This is a genomic window from Sphingomonas sp. S2M10, from assembly GCF_012650175.1.
Classification (GTDB): domain Bacteria; phylum Pseudomonadota; class Alphaproteobacteria; order Sphingomonadales; family Sphingomonadaceae; genus Sphingomonas.
In genome coordinates, this window is the sequence record NZ_JAAILI010000056.1 from 264,703 (window position 1) to 285,301 (window position 20,599).

General features: G+C 67.0%; 20 protein-coding genes. All 20 read right to left on the reverse strand.

Annotation, left to right across the window (positions count from 1 at the left end; all coding sequences use genetic code 11):
- Positions 1 to 33: 33 nt before the first annotated feature.
- On the reverse strand, positions 34 to 2,613 hold the full coding sequence (locus tag S2M10_RS14870) for a hypothetical protein (RefSeq protein WP_168846761.1): 2,580 nt from the start codon (positions 2,611 to 2,613) through the stop codon (positions 34 to 36).
- Between the two features lie 3 nt (positions 2,614 to 2,616).
- A complete protein-coding gene (locus S2M10_RS14875) occupies positions 2,617 to 5,241 on the reverse strand; it encodes a hypothetical protein (RefSeq protein WP_168846762.1) in 2,625 nt (874 codons plus the stop codon).
- Entirely contained in the window at positions 5,241 to 7,286 is a 2,046-nt protein-coding gene (locus S2M10_RS14880; RefSeq protein WP_168846763.1) for a hypothetical protein, read from the reverse strand. Before S2M10_RS14880 ends, S2M10_RS14875 begins: the two co-directional genes overlap by 1 nt.
- 3 nt (positions 7,287 to 7,289) lie before the next feature.
- Positions 7,290 to 7,802 carry a hypothetical protein gene (locus S2M10_RS14885; RefSeq protein ID WP_168846764.1) on the reverse strand — a complete coding sequence of 171 codons (513 nt, stop codon included), beginning with the start codon at positions 7,800 to 7,802 and terminating at the stop codon, positions 7,290 to 7,292.
- Positions 7,799 to 8,248, reverse strand: coding sequence for a hypothetical protein (locus S2M10_RS14890; RefSeq protein WP_168846765.1), 450 nt, complete (start codon positions 8,246 to 8,248; stop codon positions 7,799 to 7,801). Before S2M10_RS14890 ends, S2M10_RS14885 begins: the two co-directional genes overlap by 4 nt.
- The gene (locus S2M10_RS14895; RefSeq protein WP_168846766.1) at positions 8,245 to 9,633 is read right to left on the reverse strand and encodes a hypothetical protein; all 1,389 of its coding nucleotides are present in this window, start codon (positions 9,631 to 9,633) and stop codon (positions 8,245 to 8,247) included. The genes S2M10_RS14890 and S2M10_RS14895 overlap by 4 nt, the downstream gene beginning before the upstream one ends.
- 3 nt (positions 9,634 to 9,636) lie before the next feature.
- On the reverse strand, positions 9,637 to 10,578 hold the full coding sequence (locus S2M10_RS14900) for a hypothetical protein (RefSeq protein WP_168846767.1): 942 nt from the start codon (positions 10,576 to 10,578) through the stop codon (positions 9,637 to 9,639).
- Positions 10,579 to 10,581: 3 nt separating this feature from the next.
- Complete coding sequence (locus S2M10_RS14905) at positions 10,582 to 11,202, reverse strand: hypothetical protein (RefSeq protein ID WP_168846768.1); 621 nt, start codon at positions 11,200 to 11,202, stop codon at positions 10,582 to 10,584.
- Between the two features lie 118 nt (positions 11,203 to 11,320).
- The gene (locus S2M10_RS14910; RefSeq protein ID WP_168846769.1) at positions 11,321 to 11,755 is read right to left on the reverse strand and encodes a hypothetical protein; all 435 of its coding nucleotides are present in this window, start codon (positions 11,753 to 11,755) and stop codon (positions 11,321 to 11,323) included.
- 85 nt (positions 11,756 to 11,840) lie between these two features.
- Positions 11,841 to 12,770, reverse strand: a complete 930-nt coding sequence (locus tag S2M10_RS14915; protein WP_168846770.1) for a phage capsid protein — start codon at positions 12,768 to 12,770, stop codon at positions 11,841 to 11,843.
- Positions 12,771 to 13,005: 235 nt separating this feature from the next.
- A complete protein-coding gene (locus S2M10_RS23000; protein WP_168846565.1) occupies positions 13,006 to 13,899 on the reverse strand; it encodes a hypothetical protein in 894 nt (297 codons plus the stop codon).
- Positions 13,896 to 14,258, reverse strand: a complete 363-nt coding sequence (locus S2M10_RS14925; protein WP_168846771.1) for a hypothetical protein — start codon at positions 14,256 to 14,258, stop codon at positions 13,896 to 13,898. The genes S2M10_RS23000 and S2M10_RS14925 overlap by 4 nt, the downstream gene beginning before the upstream one ends.
- Positions 14,242 to 15,906: a portal protein gene (locus tag S2M10_RS14930; RefSeq protein WP_168846772.1), complete on the reverse strand. Its 1,665-nt coding sequence runs from the start codon at positions 15,904 to 15,906 to the stop codon at positions 14,242 to 14,244. Before S2M10_RS14930 ends, S2M10_RS14925 begins: the two co-directional genes overlap by 17 nt.
- A gap of 55 nt (positions 15,907 to 15,961) precedes the next feature.
- Complete coding sequence (locus S2M10_RS14935; RefSeq protein ID WP_168846773.1) at positions 15,962 to 16,762, reverse strand: hypothetical protein; 801 nt, start codon at positions 16,760 to 16,762, stop codon at positions 15,962 to 15,964.
- 9 nt (positions 16,763 to 16,771) lie between these two features.
- On the reverse strand, positions 16,772 to 17,005 hold the full coding sequence (locus S2M10_RS14940) for a hypothetical protein (RefSeq protein ID WP_168846774.1): 234 nt from the start codon (positions 17,003 to 17,005) through the stop codon (positions 16,772 to 16,774).
- Entirely contained in the window at positions 17,005 to 18,096 is a 1,092-nt protein-coding gene (locus S2M10_RS14945) for a hypothetical protein (RefSeq protein ID WP_168846775.1), read from the reverse strand. The genes S2M10_RS14940 and S2M10_RS14945 overlap by 1 nt, the downstream gene beginning before the upstream one ends.
- 60 nt (positions 18,097 to 18,156) lie before the next feature.
- A complete protein-coding gene (locus S2M10_RS14950; RefSeq protein WP_168846776.1) occupies positions 18,157 to 18,918 on the reverse strand; it encodes a hypothetical protein in 762 nt (253 codons plus the stop codon).
- Complete coding sequence (locus S2M10_RS14955) at positions 18,908 to 19,276, reverse strand: hypothetical protein (RefSeq protein WP_168846777.1); 369 nt, start codon at positions 19,274 to 19,276, stop codon at positions 18,908 to 18,910. Before S2M10_RS14955 ends, S2M10_RS14950 begins: the two co-directional genes overlap by 11 nt.
- Positions 19,273 to 19,692, reverse strand: a complete 420-nt coding sequence (locus tag S2M10_RS14960) for a hypothetical protein (protein ID WP_168846778.1) — start codon at positions 19,690 to 19,692, stop codon at positions 19,273 to 19,275. Before S2M10_RS14960 ends, S2M10_RS14955 begins: the two co-directional genes overlap by 4 nt.
- Positions 19,689 to 20,426 carry a hypothetical protein gene (locus tag S2M10_RS14965; RefSeq protein WP_168846779.1) on the reverse strand — a complete coding sequence of 246 codons (738 nt, stop codon included), beginning with the start codon at positions 20,424 to 20,426 and terminating at the stop codon, positions 19,689 to 19,691. The genes S2M10_RS14960 and S2M10_RS14965 overlap by 4 nt, the downstream gene beginning before the upstream one ends.
- Positions 20,427 to 20,599 lie beyond the last annotated feature (173 nt).

Consider the following 20,599-nt stretch of genomic DNA (forward strand, 5'->3'; position numbering starts at 1 on the left):
ACGGTGGAAGCGCGCACACGCTTCCACCGTCTTTCATTGCGTGGTGCCGTTCGCCGTATCCTGCGCGAAGTCGGGCAGGTTCTGGCCATGGTGCCACCATGTCGGGTGGCCTTCCTCGGCATGCTTGCGCTCGATCGCGCGCCAGCTCTCGGCATAGCCGGGATCGAACAGCATCTGCATCTTGTCGAACATCATCCGCTCGGCCGCGAGACGCGCGTACCAGAGATTGGAACCCGGCGTGTAGCGCTTGAGCAGGTTCACCGCCTCGCGGCCCGCCTTGGTCTGTTCGTTCCAGCTCTTGGGCGTGCCGTCGCGATTCATCTTCGGATTGTTGGCCCACTTCACCGTTTCGGCCGCATTTCCCAGCGTGAAGCTGCCGAAGTCATCCAGCGCGCCGACCGTCGGGCCGGCCACCGTCTCGGCGAAGCCGCCGGTGCGTTCACTGGTGACCGAATTGAGGAAGTCGCCGAACGGGCCGAAGCCCACGCCCTGTAACCACGCCTGCCCGATCGAGGTGGGCGATATCGGGCGCGGCTCGTCGCCGCTGCGCACGTCGCGCAGCCACACCACCAGCAGCCCCAGCGAGCCGAGCACGGCATTGACGCCTGCGAAATAGGCAAGGCGTTCGCCCCCGCCCTTGATCGACATCATCCGCCCGCCCTGTGTCAGCATCAGCGAAATGCCGAAGCTTTTATATTGCCCCATGCTGCGGATCAGCTCGCCGCCCAACGTCCCCGGCCGCAGGCTCATGTTCCCCATCGCCCGCGCCGATGCCGTCGCGCTCGGGATTGCCGCGTCGGTTTCGGTGAGGATCATGCCCAGCACCCGGTCGCGCAGCTTGGGGTCGGCGATGTCGAGCGGATCGAGATAGCCATGCTGGTCGAGTGGCGTCGTCCGGATATTGTCCCACGCGTCTCCGTCGATGCCATATTCGCGCAGCATCCGCTGGAACTTGTAGGGCACTGCATCCAGCCGGAGATCGGCGAACCCGCCCAGGCTGGACTGCATCGCGCGGCCGAACGACCATTTGCCCGCCTGCGTCCAGGGGGACAGCAGGGAGAAGTTGAGCACCCGCTCGGCCAGCCAAGTTGCCTTGCGGCCGATCACCTCGTCGGTGATATAGCGGTTCTGTGCCGAAAGCAGGCGGCTCGCCTCCTCCGCGATCAGGCCGGTACGCACCGATTCCGCCCGCTCTCCCTTGCTGAACTGCTTTGCCAGGTCTAGCGCCGTTCGCGTGATCGGCATGCCGCGATGAAACCGCGCCATCGTCTGCCAGCCCACGTCCGTGATCGCCGATATCGCGGCACTGCCCAGCTGCGCCGCGGTCAGCACCGATCGCACCGAACCCAGCGTCCGCGCCAGCTCGCGGTTGACCGGGGCCGATACGGCGCCCGACGTCGTCTCGTACATGCGCTCGATCGACAGCAGCGCCCCGCCGGCGCGCTCGCCGAACGATTTGGTATCCGGCGTCTCCGCCCGCTTCTGTTCCACGAAGTCGGTCAGCCACTTCACCGTGGCAGTCGGGTTCGGCCCGAGGATTTCCAGATGCGCGATGTCGCGGCTCATCTGCTCGATATGGTGGATCATCACGTCGAACACCGTCCCGGTGCCGAAGCGATCGTGATAGGCCAGCCAGCTCGCCGCATCCTTGAAGTGCAGGAAGCGCGCATCGGCATGGCGGTTCGCCATCTTGGCCCCGCCCATCACGCCCAGCGTGCGCCCCTCCCAGCCGTCGCTGCGGATGGTGCGGAACACGCCGTCGAGTGCCGCTTGCAGCGACTGGTCGGTGAAGGGCAAACCCGTCTCGCGGTCGATCATCCGGTCGCGATCGAGCAACGGCGTGATGTAGTCGCGCCACGCCTTGGATGCCATGTCCATCATGGCGTTGCCGACGCGCGTTTCCTCCGCCGCGTCGCCTGCCGTGCGGGCGGCTTTCAGCCGCGCCTCCATCGCCGCATATTCCGGCAAGCCATCTGCCACCGCGCGCACCGCCGCGCTGTCATGATGCTGGGGGAAGCCCCAATTTTCGAGCTTGCCGATGTCCCCGCCGGCGGCGTTGAACCGCTGGCGCAGCCATTCGGCCGTGTCGGTCCAGGCATCGGCCAGCTGCTTCGCCAGCGCGTTGCCGCTGCCCTCGCCGAACGCCTCGCGCGCCAGATCCTGCAGCTCAGCCTTGGCGCGCACCATGCCGGAAACGAACCCGCGCGAATGCTTGTCCAGCACGTCGTTCATGCGGGCATGCGCCTGCCCCAGGATCGCGCGGCGCCGCGCCGTGACGTTGTCGAACGGGGCGCGGCCCTGCCAGTCGTGATCGAACAGCGCCAGCGCTGCCGATCGCCACTTGCCGCGGGCCTGCTTCTCGAACGTCTCCATGTTGGTCTGGGCACCCTGCTGGGCGGCCACCTGCAGCAGCGTCTGCCGCTTGCGCAGCGCCGCCTCGGCTTCCAGCTGCTCGATCGTGCGATAGGAGGCGGCGGCCTTGGCCGCGCCCTCCCCCATCTGGCCGCGATAATAGGCCAGCAGCTTGTCATACTTAGCCTGCATGATGCGCGCGCGAGCCTCGGACAGCTCGCCGCGCTCCACCATGCCGGGAATGCATTCACCTAGCGACATTGATCATTCTCCGGTGGGCGGGATCATGCAGCGCCGCGCCGCCGCCAGCGCGGCGCCGTCGTCGTCCAGATCGGCGAAGATGTTCTTGATGGTCTGGGGCTCGGCCTCGCCCTCGACGCGGAACGTCTTGTCGGGCGCCGCATCGGCCAGCATGCGCAGATCATGCTCCAGGCTCTCGGCCTGTTCGCGCGCGCCTTCGCCCCGAGGATCGTCGAACCGGGCTAGGGCGTCGGGGCTGGCGGGATCGGCGTCGAAGGCTTCCGGCGGGCCAGCTGGTCGCTCCAGGCCAGGAGCTGATTCGCCTCCTGCTGCAGCGCCGGGTTCAGCCGATCGTCCTGCGCCATCCGCTGGAGCTGCTCCAGCTGGCCCGGTGTCGGTGATGTCGTCTGCCCAACCATAGCGGCTATCCTTTGCCTCCTCGGCGGCCCTGTCAATTGCGTTCTGGACACGCTCGTTCACCAGCCGGGCGAACGCTTCCCACGGGTCTGCGCCGCCCGCCTGCGCCTGCAGGATATCGTCGAACATTTCCGGGTCGGCATCGCGCGTCAGCACGCCTCCCAGCGTCTCTTCCAGCTGGTCGCGCGCCTGCGCTAGCTGCTCGTCCTGCTGCGCGGTGCGCGCGCGCTCTTCCATCGGGGCCTGATCGCGCAGCGCGTAGATTTTCTTGTCGCCGTTCACTGCCCGCTCGATCATGTCGAGCACCTCGGCCGTGGTCGGACGATTCAGGAAAAAGCCGCCTTCGTGCAGCAGCTCGCCGGCCTGGTCGATCGTCATCCCGGCCTTGCGCACCAGCGGGCCCGCGCGCGGCACGAACACCTTGCCCATGTCACGACTAACGCCCGATCGGCCGACAAGCGCATGCCCCTCACTGTCCCGAATGCCGCCGCGATCGGCGAGGAACTCGATCACGTCGCTTGGGCGGCTGCGCTTGGGCAGCACCTGCGGCATGCTCCAGGCACGATTGCCGATCGGCACCAGCGGGGCGATATCCACCGGCCGCGCAGGAGCGCCCGGATCGATCGCCGGCGGCGCCTCGGGCACGGCACTGTCGCCCAGCGTATCCGCCACCTCGCTGCGCGCCGCGGCGGCCTGCGCCTCGGCCTCGTCTGCCACGCGCTGCGCTTCGCGCCATAGCGCGTCGCCCTCGGCATCGTCGGGGAATAGGTCGCGCCGCACCGCCGGTCCGCCGGGCACCTTGCTGCCCATCTTGGCGTGCGCCCATTCCACCACGTCGCCGGCCGTCTTGCCGCGCAGGAACGGGTTGGCCTCCACAACGCCTTCACCCACGATGCGCTCGATGGGCGTGCCGCGATCGGCCCGCAGCACCGCGCTGCCACCGCCCTCGCCCAGGAAGTGCATGAGGTACAGGTTACCCGCCGTCTCGCGCTCACCCAGCTTGGCCAGCGCCTTGGCATGGTCGCCGGTCATATCGTCCATCAGCTGCTCTTGCAGCTCGGGGTCGCGCCGCTTGGCGAGGATAGCCTCCTCGCTTAACCCCTGATCCCCGAACCGGCGCCGATAATAGCGCAGCCAGGTCGGAGCGGTGAATTGGTAGCGGCCGAACGCGCTGGATCGGCTGTTGGCCGCCAGGTCGTTGCCGCCGCTTTCCGCCTGCCGGATATGCCCCTTCACCGTCTCGCGCGACGCGGCAACCGGCGCGACATCGCCCGCCGTGGCGACGGGTGCGACGGCGGTATCCGGGCCGCCCATCCGCATCGGCGTTCCCGTCTCCACCGCCTCGTCCAGCGCGCGCATGGCGGCATCCAGCCGCTCCATATGCGCCTCGGTGCCGCCGCCGCCGCGGAACGGGCTGGTTGCGGCGATCTCGTCCTCGCGTTCCAGTAGCGCCGCCGCGCCTCGCTCGGCATCCGTCATGCGGTCGGCGGGCAACAGGCGCTTGGCCAGCACGTGCAGCGGCTCCACGATGGCGCCCTGCATCGCGCCGCCCAACAGAAAGGCGCTACCGACGTACATCGCCGATTTTTCCAGGCTCAGACTCTCGCCGCGCCGCGCGCGCTCGGTGGCGATGATCGGCTGCTCGATGCCTTCCACTGCGGCATTGACCAGCGCCGCGCTCAGCACGCGCCGCGCGACCGTCGCACCACCACCACCCAGCGGCAGCGTGGCAAGGTTCACCGGGTCCGCCGCGGCGCCGGCGAAGCCGCCTAGGGTCGATCCCCAGCCCTTGTCACGCTGGATGGTAAGCCGGTCCGCCTTGCGCCGGGCCGCCTGCTGCTCGGCAACGCGCTGGCGGAAGGTCTGCGCATCCTGCGCCACGTCAGGAAGAAAACCTGGGTCGGTTCGCCGGATCTCGGCCAGGTCGCGGAACACGGCATCTTCCAGCACAAGCGGGTTGTTGCCGCCGCCCAGCACCATATAGCGGCTTACCGACTTGCCCGTGCGCGCTGCCAGCGCGTCGATCGTCGCGGCATATGCCCCGTTCACGTCCTGCTCGCCCTGCCCGATCCAGTCGTCGCGCGCGGTGCGGAATCCGGCATTGAAGGTGTCGCCCCAATCGGGCTGGGGCATATCCTCCGGCCCCTTCATCAGCGGCAGGGCGGACAGGTCGTTGCTGTAGAGGCTGGTAACGTCCTGTTGCGGCGCGCGCGGCTTGGGTGCGATGCCCATTACCAGGGGACCTTTGCCATATCGAGGAGGAAGGGCCCGCCACCCTGGGACGCCAGCAGGCGCCCCGTGCGGGCACTGCGGAACCCATAGGTCGTGCCTGTCATCAGCACCGGCACGAGCGAACCGTCGCGCAATTGGCCGGTATAAAGCGGGCTACCATCCGGCCACACACCCGATCCGCTCACGCGCGCGCTGCCCAGCGCCTCGCCGTTGAGGCGGGAAAGGCGGCCGAACACTCCATCCGCCGTCCAGCCGGTCGGCACGACGACACGGAAGCCCTTCCACACGGTCGAGCCGCCCTTGTTGAACCGCCCGTCGCTATAGCTGCCCAGCGCGCGCTCGATCGAAGTCTGGAACGCCGCCGGATCCCACTCGCTTTTCCCCTGTGCCTGCATGGTCGAAGCATAGATGGCCTTCGCGGCCTCGAAGGTGTCGCCCGCGAACTCGGGGCCAAGCCCGGCGAGCGAGCCGCCGACATATTGCTGATAGGCCTGCAGCGCGCCGGCCTGATTCCAACCCTTGCCGATTACCTTCTGTGCGTCTGGCCCACGAAGAATATCGCTCGCCAGCTGCTTTCCGCCAGGGATGCCGAAGCGCATGGCAGCGATACGGAACGCGCCGTCTTCCTTGTTGCTGATCTGCCGCGCGGCGCCATACACGGCACGCGCGTCGCCCAGCGCCGCCAGTGTCTGCAGTGCCTGCAGTCGCTGCTCCGGCCCGCCCTGCGCCAGCTGGCGGAATCCATCTACCTCGCTGGGAAGCAGCGGTTCCACGTTGGGCCGCCCATATTGCGCCGAGGCGGCAACGGCGAGTTGCGCCCGCGCGCGCAGCGTCTCCGGTTTGCCCGGATCGATCGGATCGATCGTCTTCCGTGTGGCATAGGCATATTGCGCCAGGGCGCCGCCGCTTCCGTTCAGGCGCTCGCTGGTCTGGCGGAACTGCTCCTGCAGGCCCGTCAGCAACGAAGCCTCCGCCGGGGTGCGCACCTGCTTTGCCTGCAGCTCGCTGATCTTCTGCTGCATCTGGCCGGGCGTCCAGTCGCGGCTCCCCTCCACCGCCAGGCGCTGCGCCGCCTTCGCGCGCAGCTGCACCGCCTTGGAGGTGTCGCCGATCGCGGCATATTGGTTTGCCAGCGTGGTCAGGTCAGCCGGTGCACCGGCGCCCGTCTCCAGCTCGGCCTCGCGCGTCGCGAGTGCCTCGCGCGCTGCCTTCATCTGCAGTGCAGCCGTGGCCCGCGCGTCCGCCTCGCGGCGACGGATTTCCGTTTCGGCATGGGTCCGCAGCGTTTCCAACTGCTGCGGCGCCAGCACGTCGTTGAACGCGCCCTCCTCGATCGTCTTCAAGGTCGCGCTCGGGTCCTCGTCGATCGCCTTTTCTGCGGCGCCCAGCGCGATGCGCTGGTGGAAGTTGCGCGCAATCGCCTTGCGCTGCTCGGGCGGCATCGGCGGCAGGGCTGCTACGAAGGCGTCCGCCTTGTCGATCAACAAATCGATATTGCCGGCCGAGCGATCGGTTCGGGCGCTATTGTAGAAATTGTCTGCGAGCTGCTGCGAATCGTCCACGCTCTGGGTCACCCGGCCCTGCATGGCGGCTACGGCGGCGCGGTCGCCGCTGTTCGCCCGCAGCCGTGCCACCATCGGCACGAAGCGTTCGCGCAGATCCGGGTCGGTGCCATACTTCCCCAGGAACTCATCGGTTTTCTTGGTCCGATACTCGGCGAGCTTGGACTCGTAATCCGGTGCAGCCGTGCCACCGGCGCCGTTGCGCAGCTGCAGGTCGTACTGGTTGATGTCGCTCTCGACCGCCTCGAAATCCTTCAAGCCCTCGGTGGTCTGCTGCTGCAGCGCGCGCTGCCGCTGCAGCATAGCGATCCGGTGCTGATCCTCGGCGATTTGCTCCTGCGCGGCAGCGTTCCGCGCGATCGCCTGCTCGCCCGCCTGCCCCAGCATCTGCAGGCCCTGCCCGATACCGCCGCCGAACGCGCCCGGATTGCGATCGGCGACGGGAACGACGGTCGTGTCTACCCGCGAACGAAACGGCTCCATCTATCAGCCTCCGATCGTCATGGGCGGCGCGCGATCGGCCTGCGCGGCCCGCACGCTGGCGTTGCTCGCTGATACGCTCCGCTGCTCGCGCATGGCGGATACGCTGTTCAGCGCGCCGGAAACGGCACTGAAGATGCTGCCGGTCAACGCGGCGCGGCCGGCGGCGCGCGTGTCGTTGGCCTGTGTCGTGTAGTTGTTGGCCTGCCGCACCGCCTTCTGCCGAATGCCCAGGATTTCCAGCTCGCGCTGGTAGCTGTTCTCGGCGATCAGGTCGGCGGCGGTGCCGGTGCCCATCTGCACGCCGCTGCCGCCCTGTGCGGACAGCATCTCGCCGGTCTGGCGCCGTTCCTGCAGCCGGGTCTGCCAACCTTGCTGTTCGCCGGCCAGCACGCTCAGCCGGGCATTCTCGTCCAGCGCCTGCCCCTGCGCATAGGCGGCGTCGCGCGCGCCAATGCCTTCGACGATCTTGCCGCCAGCGGTCACCGCCATTGCGATGAAAGGAAGCGCCGCGGTCATCGGGCGGGCCGCATGCGATACAGGCAGGCCGCGCCGCCATCCTCGAAATAGTCCTGCAGCACATGGCCCTCCAATTCAAAGCCCAGCCGCAGCACCCAGCGATGCCCGGCCTCGAACTCGGCGCGCACCAGCGTGTCGATCCGGCGATAGTGCAGCATGCGCAGAAAGCGCACCGTGCGGCGCTCGATCGCCAGCAAGTGGCGGCCTGCATCCTGATCGAACACGCTCCACAGCGAGGCATAGCGCGCATGCACCTCGGCAACGCCGCCGCAGAACAGCACCGGCCCTTCCGCCCACTCGCGAATGGTGAAGCACTGCCCACGGGCGGCAAGCCCGGCGCCAAAGGCAACGCGCTGGTCCGCCGAAAGATGGGCAAGCTCCACCTGCGCCGGCTGCGGCACCATCGCCCCCAGATCATGGGGGTTGAAGGGCGCGACGTTGATCATGGGCTCACCCGCGTCTGGATCGCGCGGATGGTTGTCGCGAAGGGCAGGCGGCGCTCGATCGCGATATCGCTCGCGCGGCTATAGTCGCCACAGTCTTCCTTGATCCGCACCCCCACATCGGGGCGGAATCCTTGCTCGGTAGGGCTGTCGCCCTGCATCTGCTCCACCGCCGTTTCGGTTCGGCCGGAAAGCACCAGCCACAGGCCGCGCGCTTCCAGCACGTCCAGCGACACACGCCCGATGCGCCGCTTCTGCGAAAGCAACGGCACATTGCCCTCTCCAGTGCCCAGCGGCAGCGGCACGAACCGGCATGGATAGGCGAGCCCCACCGCGCCACGGGCATGGGGATTGGGCAAGGTGAAATACCCGGCGCCGTTCACCTCGATATCGCCATAGGCGACGCTCGGCATGCCGTCGGTGCCGCCCGCCTGCACCTGCACCCTCTTTCCAGCCAGCCAGGGAACCGGCCCCCAGGTCGCAGCGGGCTCGCCTTCAAACTCGGCGGCCATGTCCAGCATTACGGGGTCTTCTTCGTCGCCCTCCTGCCGTACCATCGCCATGCGCAGCACGTGCCACTGACCGCCATAGGTCACGCCCAGCCATATCTGGTCCTGCTCCCCGGCAGGATCGACGATGCCGGCGATCGTCTGCACGGAAACGCCTTGCGCCATAGGCCGGGTTGCCCAGCCCAGCACCTGCTCCTCGGGCACATAGGCGGCAACGGCTAGGCTACCATCCTTGCGACGTGCCCAGACAAGGCGGGCTGGATCTTTCTGCGGCACCAGCTCCTGGAAACTGGCCTTCTTGGAACCGATGTGGCGGGCATACCGGCTCAGATCCAGCGGCGCTTGCCGATCGCGCTGCACGTCCAGCGCAGCCTCCACCACTTTCCGGCGGCTCTTGCCGATATAAAGGAACCTCCCGTCGATTTCCGCCGGCAGGCCGTCCGCCATGCCTTCGTTCGATTGCGGGTCCACCTTGTAGTTGTTCGGGCCAACCCCCTGCGCGGCGTTACTCGGGCGCAGCGCCCACATGCCGGCCGAGGTCACAATCAGCAGATCCTTGTCGGCGATCGCGCCCCGAATCGGATTGGCGTCCTTGATGGTGAAGCTGAATGCCTGGTCTGCGGTGATTTCGCCAAGCTCGTTGCGCTCGCTAAAATCATTCAGCGAGCCGACGACGCTCAGGTACGCGCTGGAATCCTTGAACAGCGCAAGCCGCTCGTTCCAGATCCGCCCGCAACTTGGCCAGCCGCGACGGGGCGAAAACGATCCGAACCGCCAGCGCCAGGTGCCGTAGCTATAGCTTACACCCCCGGAAGGCGGGGTGTACGGATCCCAATCGGGATCATAATAGTCCGGCAGGGTGGGATAGGCGGTAGGCATGGCTCAGGCTCCGTAACCGCCGCCGGCATTCGCGGCGGAGAAGGGCAGGCGCCGCAGCACCTCGGCCGTCACCGTGGAACTGTCGGTGTATCCGGTAATCCGAAGCACGCCGTAGCGATCGTGCAGATACTCGAGCTGCGCGCCCCCAGCGGGCTTGGTGTTGATGTCCGTGCCCCGGCCGATACCGTCCCACTCGACCCCGCTGCCGTGCACCGGCGCCACGGTGCCGGTCTTCCCGCTTCCACCCACGACGCGATACACCTTGCCGCCCCATGTCAGCAGCTGGCCCAGCGTCACAGTGATGCCCGGTTCCCACGAGGAGATGTCGCCGAAGTCGGCCGCTTCCATCTGGAAAAGGCCGCCCACGTCACCCGCATCGAACAGCGCGAAGGCGGCACCATCCTTGCCGGCGGTAAGCGTCACCGTCCCGGTCACGCCGCTTGCCTGAACCTTGACCGCCTCATCCGAATTTCGCGGTTCGAACGGTCCACCGATCAGATCCAGCAGGCGAAGATCGAAGCTGTCGGCAGCGGTGCGCACCAGCTGTCGCGTCTGGTGGTCGGGATGGAACAGGTAAAGCACGTCATAGCTCTGTTCCCAGGTAAGCGCGCGGATTTCCTCGATCGACCACGGCAGGCCAAGCTCGATCGGGTTGCCGCCGGGCTCGATCCGCGCGTCGTTTGTGTAAAAGCGCGCGGTGCCGGCGCTCATTTCCACGATGTAGCTCTGGGTCTGGTTATAGACGAACGGCACCAGCCGGTGCGGCCCGCGCGCGGCGGCGACACGGATCGTGCCCGGCGCCGCGTCCATGCCGCCCTCCACCATCGGCAACCAGCCGGTCATTTCGGCGCAGGCGATGTCATAGATATTCAGGTCGCGCCGCGCATGCAGCCGGCGGCTCAGCTCGCCCGCGTTGAAGTTGGCCTGGATCGGCTCGAACGCCATCCTTCAGCGCCCCATCCAGCCATAAGGGCGGCCCCGGCCGCCCAGCCACGCGGATTGCGATACGACGGCGCCGCGGCGGCGCTGGCCAGTTTCCAGCCCGTCCATTCGCTTTCCGCGGCGCACCGCTCGCTCGGCCGCGTCCGCCATGCGATCGGAAATTCCCAGGCTCTCGCTCACACCCAGCGAAACCCATGCAGCCAGGCACGTCGTCATGGCCTCCACGAAGCCGGGCGACCAGGCCGGAACCGTCTCCACATCGGCGATGTATCGGATGGGCAGCGGCCCCGGCATGTTGGCGAGCAGGAAGGCACCTTCGCGCTCAGCATCGAAATAATCGGGATCGACATGCGCCGCGGGCAACCAGCGGAGGCAGTCGTTGGGCAGCCGAAACTTGTAGCTCCAGCCGAAAGCCGGTGCTTCCGCCGAGGCGTTCAGCATCGCGCGCGTCACCGCATGGTTCCACGGATGCATGCCGGTCAACAGTCGCCGCGCCATGTCCCACAACACGGCGATACGGCGGCCCGAATTGCTGTTGGGATCGTCGATCGAGGTGAGGCGCTCGGTCGAGCCGATGCGCGCGAGCACGGCGTTGACGATGTCCGTCTGGCTTGCTGGCGTTCCCATCGCGATCCTTGGCGGGAGCGAAGAAAGCGGCGGGGGGATCGGTGCTCCCACTCCGTATTGGCCATGCCGGCCAATCCCCCCGCCGCCCACGAAGCGCCCCGTTGCCGGGGCGCCGCGCTTAGCGGTGGCTCGCCTGGAAGGCGGCCACGATCTGGCCCGTCGCCGGAAGATTGGCGCTCGGGAACAGGTACAGGTCCTGCGGCGCCGTCGCCGCGTCCATGGCATAGGCAGCAATGGTCAGCGTCAACCGCACCACCGCGTTCGCCGCCGGCCCGGCCTGGGCGGCGCCGTACAGCGTCGGGTTGGCGATCGTGCCGAGGGTGAAGTTGACGGCGGCGAGGCTGACGCTGGACGCGATCTCGGCGCCGGTAAGCACCTGGCCGGTCTGCAGCGTGCCCACGAACAGGCCGTTCGTCGTGCCGCCGGCCGCATCCGCGTCGGTGGCGAGGTTGAAGCGATTGCGAAATCGACGCACCGCCGCGTCCGTGTCGGTGCCCGACGCATGCTTGTAGAGGCGGCCGTTCGGGTTGAGCGTACCAAGGCTGTTCGCCATCTTCTGCACTCCATCTTCTCAGCCAGAATTGCGGGGCTGGTCCGCCGGAAGGGGAAGCGGGGCAGCGCAGGCCGCCCCGCCGCGATCACGAGACGGGGTTGGTTTCGATGTACCAGCACTTCTTTTCGTCGGTGCGGACCACCGCCGATTCCGCCTCGGCATAGATCTGCTCGGAATATTGCTTGTCCGGCATGGGCTCCCCGGCCTTGCCCCAGAACTCCACCCAGGTGACGCGCGCGAGGCCCGAAGGCACGATGACGGGAAGGCGATTGTAGCTGCCCGGCTTGAAGAGGCCGGCGCTGGTCGGATATGCTTCCGGATCGCCCAGATTGGCCGGCAGGAAGCGGAAGCCCATCCATGGCTTGAGTTCGCCATCGACCAGCGGCTTGTTGCCCTGATAGTCGAAGTTGACGTACTTATCGATGTTGAACAGGTCCGATTCCCCGTCGGCATCCAGCAGGATGATCGGAGCTTCCTTCTTGAAATTGACGTTCGCCTTGCGCAGCTGGCGCTTCAGCTCGATCAGCTTGGGCAGGGTCAGCCCCGACACCGATCCGCCGAAGTTCGCGGCGATCTTGTTGCCCGCGGCGAACGATACCGCCGTGGTCGCGCTCTGGTCGCCTTCCCAGGCGGTGCCCCAGAAGCCCGAGAGGAACACGTCGTCGTGATACTGCTTCACCGCATCCGCGGTGCCCATCACTAGCGGCGACTTGGGATCCACCGAGGTAGAATTCGCCGCGTCACGATCGATCAGGGTCGCAACGTTGCTGCTACCCGGCTTCTTAGCGAAACGGCGGGTGTTGCTCACGTCGGTATAGTTGGTGTCGCCGTTCATCACGGTCTTTTTGTTGAGCTTCAGGTTCCCGAAGCGATCGGTTACCTTGACTTCGGACGCGCCGGCGCCGCTGAGCTGGACTCCGGCGAGCATGTACAGGATGCCAGGCTCCTGCTTAAGCTCCATTTCGACATTCTGTTGATAGGCGATGTCGCGTGCGGTCTGTTCCCACTGTGCCATGATGGCCTCCGGCAAAAAATCGAAAGGGTTCGGTTTCTCGCGACAGGGAGGCAGCGCGCAGGGCGCCGGGCTGTCTGACGGGCTGACGCGCCCGCTAGGCGTGGCTTCTTTCGCCAGGAGCGTCCGGGGCCGCCGGATGGCGGGGAGGCCGGATGCGGTTAGGGCGACACCCCTTGGGAGGGTGCCGCCCCGAGACACCGCGCAGCGGCATCAAGTATCCACTGTGGATATTTTGTCAAGCGCCGGCGGATGCCTTCGCAACGATTTCGATCAGCTGCTGGCGCTGCGCATATTCTGGCGTGCTCTTGTCGCCCAGCTTGGCAATGAATGCCTTGTCGGTGCTGCTGTTCTGCCGGTCCAGCTCAGCTTTCGCCTGCTCCGCCGTCATCGCGCCGCCACGGATCGACGTGCTCACGCCGTCCACCTTCGCCAGCTCTCCCGTCTTCTCGGCCAGCGCGAACAGCGCGCGCATGGTCGCGCCGGCGCCCGCCACCTGCTCCAGCGCATTCGCCACATTGGGGATATCGATCCCTACGGACTTGAGCAGATTCTCGGTCGCCGCAAGCCGCTGGTTATAGGCGGACGGGCCCAGCTCCAGCTCGATCGCGGTCAGCTCGTCCTTGCCGGCCTGCACTTGCCGGCTGGCCAGGTCCGCCTGCAGCTGGTTCCACTTATCGGTCAGCACCTTTGCCTGCTGGGGGTGGAGCCCGGCCTCATGGAAGATCGGGCGGAACATTTCGCCCGTCTCGCTCGGCTTCCCATCCGGCCCGGCGATCACATAGTCTTCCGCCTTCTCCGGGCGCACCTTCGCCACGAACTCGGCGAAGCCCTCGGCATCGTCGGCCTTCGGGATGGCGACCCGGCCGCGCGCCCAGGTGACGGTCTGGATATGCGCCTTCGCCAAATCGTCGATCGACTGATAGCGAGACAGATGCTCGCTCCCGCGCAGCTCTGCATCGGTCAGGAACTTGTCGCGCCAGCTCTCGCCCGAAGGTGCCGGGGTCGGCATCGGCGCGGGTGTCCCGCCGTCGCCCGTGGGGGACGGGGCTGGCGTAGGCGCCGGGCTCGGCGTGGGCGTCGGGCTCGGGGCAGGCGTGCCGCCGGAAAGCGCTTCGGTAACCGTCGTCATTGGTCAAGCTCCCTGATTTTCTTGTTGATGTCGTCGAGCGCGGCGCCGTCCAGGTCCATCCGCGCTAGAAGGTGCAGCACCACGGTCTGCCGCCCCGCACGATCGCGCAGCACGGCCTCGGGCATGTCCGGGGTTGCGGCCAGGCCCAGCTTGGCCACCGCGCCAAGATCGGCGATCACGCGCGCCGCATGCGACGTAATCCGGCCGTCAGCGCCAAGGAACACCGCGCGATAGGCGCGTATCGTCTTGGCCTTGAACACCAGCTTGATCCGTCGCGCCATCCGCGCCGGCAGGCTGCGATCGCGAGCATGCGCCTCGGCACGGCGGGCCATCGCCTCGATGTCATGCTCCAATGCCACTGATCGCCCCCGCTTCCGCTGCGCTCTTGCTGGCGTCGGCGATGGCCGGCGCGACCTGGATCAGCTGCTGCAGCTGCTGCTGCTGCGCCGCCTGCGCATCGGACTGCGCCTTTTCGTCGTCGGTTGCCTGCCACTTCGCCGGGATGCCGTTGGCGCGGCCGAGGCCCGGGATCACCTTCGCCAGCGGATATTCGCGGGTGAACTCGCCCACGGCCGAAGGGTCGAACGGCGCGATGGTCGCCACCTGCTCGGCCGTCTGCAGATAGGCGGCGGCTTCATTGGCGAGCATCATCTGGTTTAGCGGGTTGTCATAGCCCAGCTTGAGCTTGCCGCCGCGCCCGAAATAGTCGCGAAGGCGGGGCGGCATGTCTTCGAGCATGCCCTCGTCCCACATGATATGCAGCTCGCGCGCGGTCATCGGTGCGAACAGCTCCTGTTCCTGCCGCGCCAGCGGGGCGAGCAGCACGCCTTTCTCGCCTTCCTCCGCCTTGGTGCGATAGGCGGAAATGTGGGTCTTCAACTCGCGATTGAGCTGCAGCAGGTCGCGCCAGAACGCGCGATCGAGCACCTGGTGCACCTCCGCGTGCAGCCCCGCCGCATCCTGCAGGTTCGGCGCGTCCATCAGCGGCTGCAGCTTCGGCCGCCCATTCTCCATCCCGCCATAGGTGATGCCGAACGGGCCCAGGTCGATGACGCCCTGGTCAAGATCGTCATCCTCGGCGAGCATCGGCCGCTTGAGCTGATATTCCACGCCCAACACGCGGTCCTGCATCATGATCTGGCTGGCGCGCAGTGCGGGGAGCACCCGGAGGCCGGGGCTCCGCCCGTAATTCTTGCTCGCTTTCCGCGCGAACACCGCCACGATCCGCGGCAACGCGTCATAGCCGCCGGTCTTGAACACAGCCTTGTCGGGGCGGGAATAATAGCAGCCGATCCACGGCTTGCCGGCCATGTCCAGCCGCCCCTCGATCCGCCGGCCGTTGCGCTCGATCACGTGCAGGATCTCGATTTCCTTGTCGGGGCGGGGCGTCATCCCCTGCATAGCCTCGCGCGCCGACTTGGGCGCATCGTCGCCCCAGGTGTCCACCACCTGTTCGGCGGTGAGGATCAGCAGCCGATGCAGGCGCTTGATCGTGCCCTCTTTGGTGCGCTCCACCCACACACCCGCCGGGTCCTCGGCCTGATAGCTGATGCCGGCGAAGCGGCCATAATCGTCATAGCGCTTGTCGACATAGATCGAGCCACCCCACATCGAGAGCAGCATTTCGGAAAAGGAATGAATGTTGGTGACGAACCCGCTCTCGGGATCGTTGCGCAGGGCGAAAAGGCGATCCTCCACCTTCTCCAGCCACTGCGCATTCTCCACCACGGCGGACAGCTCGCGATCGACCAGCGACAGCTTCTGCCACTTCTGCCCGCGCGGCATGGTGAAGCCCTCGAAAACGCTCACCCCGTCCTGCAGCGCCTGCGCGCCATATTCGTCATAGACGAACCGGGTGTTGTTCCGCCCCTCCTGCGTATAGCGGACGTTGAAGTCGGGGCTTTCATCCAGCAGGATCGCCGCGGCCTCCTGGCACTCGGCATCGACAAGCGAGCGCGCGCTTTCCATCCGCGACTGCGCCGCCTCAATCTGCTTCGGATCGAACATATCCCACCCCGCTCAAGAAAATGCGGGGCGCCGGTCTGGCCGACGCCCCAAGGGTTCAGCCCGCGGGCCGGGAGAAGTAGAGCGAGCGCCCCGGCAGCTTGTGCGGCGTGCCGCCGCCCACGCGCACCACGGGCGCCAGCTCGGCCTTGGCCAGCGGATCGCCATCGTCGTCGAGCAGGAAGGCGCCGGCGACTTCCGTCTGCACGCCATGCACCGGGAACTCGATGTCGCCGAGGTAGATCATCGATCCGCTGATCGTCTCGAACGCGCTCCCGGCAACAGCCATCATCGGAAGGACGGTTTCGGGCAGCGCGCGGTCTGCATCATCGACGAACACGATGAACGCACCGTGCTTGGTAACGTCGTCGATCCAGTCGAAGCCGATCTCATGGAGCGCGAGCGGCTGAGCCGAGACAGCGGCCACCACATCGGTGGGCGCACCATCGATGCGGGCGACTTCCTCGGCCGCACTGGCCAGGCGGGCCTCCAAGGAAGCTCGATCGGCCGCCCACTGCCGCTCCTTCTCCGAGACGATCGCGTCGAGCTCGTCCTGGGAATAGCTTCGGACGGCAGAGTCGGGCGCGGGCTGGGAGCGGGCGTCGTCGGCACCCGGCGCCGATGCGGATCCCGTGGCCGCGTCGCCGGCCAAACCGGCACCTTCACCGGCCGCTTCGCGCTTGGTGATTTCGTCGGCGATGGGATCGAGCAGGGTCGAGCGCGCCTTGTCGCCCTTGCGCTCGCGCTCCAACTGGTCGAGCGATCGCAGTTGCGGCAGCGAGAGGTCGCCCAGCTTTTCGAGGATGCTATCGACGGTGCCTTCCTGCAGCGTCGCGATGTCATATTCGGTATCCGGCATGGGATGCTCCTATTGGCCCAACAGGGTCTTCTTCGCGGTGGTGGTGGATTCGGCCCCTCGGGTGCCGGTGACCTGATTGGCGGCGCTGCCCCGGCGAGACATCAGCGCGTCGCTCACGGTCGAGCTGCTGCGCGGCGTGACGGTCGGCAGCGGCAGCGGTTGCGCCGCCGCCTTCGGCTTGGGCATTAGTGCGCCCGCAACCGCCGCGATCGGAGACAGAAGGATTTTCGCAACGCCGGACATCAGCACGCCTCCCGGTATTCAGCTGGAATCGGATTGTCGTTCGCGGCGCGAAGGCCACCGGCGGGCCGATGGGCGAAATATCCGCTGCCATAGTTGACCTTGCCGCGCTGGCGCTTCGGCGCACTCCTGCCGGAATGATCCTCCCAGCCCTCGTATTTGGTCAGGCCCAGGACGAGATACTGGTTGGCATCATGGACGTGGGAAAAGTCGTTCTTGAGCGGATCATCCTTCCACCGGCCGCCCCCGGTGGAATAGGAGACGCGGACGATCACATAGCCCCGGTTGAACCCTTCGCGCAGGCGCTTGCAGGCGTCGGAAATCACATAGGCGGGCTGGTTGTCGTTCGCGCCCGAAAGCAGGTCGCGCACGGCATCGAGGCGCGGGCCGATCAGGTTCCGCTTCACCGGCGCCGGCTTCATCTTCAACGTGATGCCGGTAACTTCCTTGAAGCCGGCGACGAACTTGTGGATCCAGGCGCGGTCCTCGGCATTGTCGTCGCTGTCGCCGAACCAGGCCGATGGATCGCCCCAATGCTTGTCGCCCAGCTGGAAGGTGGCGGCATAGTGCTCGTTCCAATAGGTGCCGAGTTCCTTGCCGAACTCCTTCGCGCCCAGCTTCTTGAGCGTCGCCTTGGTGTTCGTCTCGAAAATCACCAGCTCGTCCACGACGCGCACCTGGCCGTCGACCTTCTGGCCGAACACCGCGGCGGGCGTGTTGCCGCCATCGACCGCGAAGTGGATCGCCGCGCGCGGATCGGCCTTCAAGCCTGCGATGCAGTGCCGCTGATCGGAATATTGCGTGTAGACCGGGTTGCCGTCGCGCACGGCGCCGAACTTGTTGTGAATGAACCGGCGCTTGTCCGGTTCGGACATGCCGATCTGGATGCGGTCGTAATAGCCCTTGGGGAGGTTCGCGAGGTTCTCGGCGCCGGCATCGAGCCCGCCGGGCTGGACGTGGAAGTTGACGCGGAAATTCTCGCCATACTCGCGCTGGTAGCCGCGCATCTGCTCGGGGGTCAGCCCGATATTCTTGTTGACCAGGAAGTCATAGGTCCAGTTGTCTTCCGCCGGCGCGTTCATGTCGCCGATCACGCCCGACCACCCGCCCAGCGGCGTGCCGGGGTGACGATAGCGGCCGACGCGCGGGAATCCTCACTGGCCGCCCTCGCCATCATCATCATCGGCGCTGGCGCCATCCTCGACCGGCTCGAACGGCGTATATTCCAGCGCTTCCAGCGATTCGGCGGTCAACTCGCCACCGTTGACGAACTCCTGCAGCGCGCCGGCATCGGTCAGGCCCGGGATGTTCAGGATCACGTCGGGGCGCATCGTCAGGTCGACGGCGACCGGCTTCTTGCTGTGAACGTACTGCGCAACCTCGCGCGCCGCGTCGCGCTGCACGGTCAGCGCCTTCAAGGCCAGCTCACCCGGCTTGGCCTTGAGCACGCGAAAATCGTCCTCGATCTTGATCAGGAGCTTTTCCAGCCGCTCGATCTTCTCCTCGCTCAGCGTGCCCGCGCGGACGCCCTCGGTAAGCGAAACTTGGATATGGTGGCGGAACTTCTCCAGGTCTTCCGCCAGCGCCTGCTCGCGCTCCCGCGAGCCGTCCGCGATCATCAGCAGCTCACACAACTGGTCGAGCGGCATGGCGTAGATCGACGCCATCGCCTCCACCGGATCGCCGAACTTCTGGACGATCAGCTTCGCAAGCTGCTCGGTGCGCTTGTTCCCGCTGCCCTTCGGGCGACCAGGCCCCTCAGCGCGCGACCGCATGCGACGGAAGATATCGGAGGGGAGCCGCCCGCTATCGGGATCGCGCAGCAGATCCAGCTGCTCGGCATCGGCATTCACGCCGGTAATCGTGCCAGCCTCGGCCTCCATGGCGCGCATGAGGGCGGAGGTTTCAGTCGCCATCGACCAGTCCCCGCATCCGCGCTGCGAGAATTTTCATATCGCGCGCGTGCGCATCGAGCGCCGCCGCCGCCAGGGCAAGCTCGGCGTCCGTGATCCCGCGATCGGCGCCGAGCTTCGCCCGCAGCGAACGCGGCTCGATCCCGAGCGCCTCCGCAAGCGCTGCCTGGCCGATCATCTCGCCAACGCTCTGCAGCAGGCGGATGCGCTTGGCCTTCTCGGCAATTGGGGTGAGCCTATTTTTAGGCTCGACACATGGCCACTGTGCTTGTGCGAGCGATGCTATGTCCGACGAGGGCGGCGGGAGCACCCGTGCGTTCCCGAGCATGCCGGCGGGAATTTGGTCCAGCCTTACGGTCATGCCGCCGCCTTCGGCCGCTTGCAGATCCGCACCCGGCCGCGCCCGCCATAGACGAACGATTCCGCCCCGCTGTGCACCGGCATGTCGCGATACTCGGATGCGCCAGGGCTGGCTTTGCGGAACGCGACCAAGTCGGCGTCGGTCAGGTAGACCGAGCGCATTTCACCATAGCCCTTCGCGCGGGCCGCCTGCAGCGCATCGTCGATCCGCTGCAGGATCGTGTCGGCGTTGACCGGGCTGACACCTTGCCGCCGCGCATCGGCGACACGCTGGTCAAGCCCGGCCGGGCGGGAACGCGAAAGGTTTAACCCCCGAGGCGCGGCGCGATCGAAATCGGAAGGGCTCGCCTTCGCCGGCACCGACGAGCTGGGCCGATCGAAGCGACCAGCGTTGCGATCCCACGGCGCGGCGCTCATGCGCGCAGCCCGTTGACAGGATTCCCGAGAAGGCGCAGCATCACCGCCTTGCCAACATCGAGCGGTTCATGCGCCCGCACTTCACCCTGACCCACTGCCTGCCGACTGGATTCCGCGCCCTTCGCGACTGATCCCTCGTGCCGCGTGGAGGGTGTCACCCCCGACCCCATTTGCGGGACCGAAATTTCGCGGCCCTTGGCAGCCGAGGGGAGGCGCTCAAGTGCGCAGCCTTGCGGCTGCTCGCCTGAAAAGATTTCCCGCCCCCGGTCGGCGCGGACGCTACCCGGCTGGGGACGAGGCGCGCGGCCCGGAAGGGGGAACGGGGGGTGGCCGGCGGCGACGCCGATCGACCCCCGGGGGGCCTCGGCGATCCGCCCGGCGGCGCGCGTCGTCAGATTGGCAATCTGACGACGACGACGAAAAAACCATGCCGAAACAGGCCCTTGCCCATGCCGTGCGACATCGCGCCGTGCGACATCGCCCGAGGCACCCGCGAAAAACGGCGGAAAACCGTCACTTTCGCGAAACCGCCGGGAGCTGGGCAAGCAGCCCCCGGCGGCCTCGGCCTGGTCGCCCTCAGCGCCAACATCGAGCCGCCGGCGGATCGCCGCCAGCGCCAGGCCGAAAAAATCCCCCAGCTCCGCGCACCCGCGCCCACCGAACACCCGTCCGGCAGCGTGGGCGGCATATCCGCCCCCTAAACAATTCGAGATGGCGAGCCGAAGCAAATCCATGGCCGCGAGAAATACCCATATCGGGCAGTTTGCCGCAAGAGTCCTTTGATGGCGTTCCAAATGTTCTTTCCGTAGAACAGAAAGTCGACGGATTTATGCCGTGTTCCAAATGTTCCAGCGTTCCACGCATCCGCATACGAAGCGCGGGCGCATGGGCGCGCACCGACGAACCC

Bases quoted from the DNA above. Each gene is read 5' to 3' on its own strand.
- S2M10_RS14955 (WP_168846777.1), bottom strand. From the start codon at position 19,276: ATGACCGTAAGGCTGGACCAAATTCCCGCCGGCATGCTCGGGAACGCA.
- S2M10_RS14960 (WP_168846778.1), bottom strand. From the start codon at position 19,692: ATGAGCGCCGCGCCGTGGGATCGCAACGCTGGTCGCTTCGATCGGCCC.
- S2M10_RS14895 (WP_168846766.1), bottom strand. From the start codon at position 9,633: ATGCCTACCGCCTATCCCACCCTGCCGGACTATTATGATCCCGATTGG.
- S2M10_RS14910 (WP_168846769.1), bottom strand. From the start codon at position 11,755: ATGGCGAACAGCCTTGGTACGCTCAACCCGAACGGCCGCCTCTACAAG.
- S2M10_RS14870 (WP_168846761.1), bottom strand. From the start codon at position 2,613: ATGTCGCTAGGTGAATGCATTCCCGGCATGGTGGAGCGCGGCGAGCTG.
- S2M10_RS14950 (WP_168846776.1), bottom strand. From the start codon at position 18,918: ATGGCGACTGAAACCTCCGCCCTCATGCGCGCCATGGAGGCCGAGGCT.
- S2M10_RS14935 (WP_168846773.1), bottom strand. From the start codon at position 16,762: ATGCCGGATACCGAATATGACATCGCGACGCTGCAGGAAGGCACCGTC.
- S2M10_RS14915 (WP_168846770.1), bottom strand. From the start codon at position 12,770: ATGGCACAGTGGGAACAGACCGCACGCGACATCGCCTATCAACAGAAT.
- S2M10_RS14940 (WP_168846774.1), bottom strand. From the start codon at position 17,005: ATGTCCGGCGTTGCGAAAATCCTTCTGTCTCCGATCGCGGCGGTTGCG.
- S2M10_RS14930 (WP_168846772.1), bottom strand. From the start codon at position 15,906: ATGTTCGATCCGAAGCAGATTGAGGCGGCGCAGTCGCGGATGGAAAGC.
- S2M10_RS14905 (WP_168846768.1), bottom strand. From the start codon at position 11,202: ATGGGAACGCCAGCAAGCCAGACGGACATCGTCAACGCCGTGCTCGCG.
- S2M10_RS14900 (WP_168846767.1), bottom strand. From the start codon at position 10,578: ATGGCGTTCGAGCCGATCCAGGCCAACTTCAACGCGGGCGAGCTGAGC.
- S2M10_RS14885 (WP_168846764.1), bottom strand. From the start codon at position 7,802: ATGACCGCGGCGCTTCCTTTCATCGCAATGGCGGTGACCGCTGGCGGC.
- S2M10_RS23000 (WP_168846565.1), bottom strand. From the start codon at position 13,899: ATGACGACGGTTACCGAAGCGCTTTCCGGCGGCACGCCTGCCCCGAGC.
- S2M10_RS14890 (WP_168846765.1), bottom strand. From the start codon at position 8,248: ATGATCAACGTCGCGCCCTTCAACCCCCATGATCTGGGGGCGATGGTG.
- S2M10_RS14875 (WP_168846762.1), bottom strand. From the start codon at position 5,241: ATGGGCATCGCACCCAAGCCGCGCGCGCCGCAACAGGACGTTACCAGC.
- S2M10_RS14965 (WP_168846779.1), bottom strand. From the start codon at position 20,426: ATGGATTTGCTTCGGCTCGCCATCTCGAATTGTTTAGGGGGCGGATAT.
- S2M10_RS14880 (WP_168846763.1), bottom strand. From the start codon at position 7,286: ATGGAGCCGTTTCGTTCGCGGGTAGACACGACCGTCGTTCCCGTCGCC.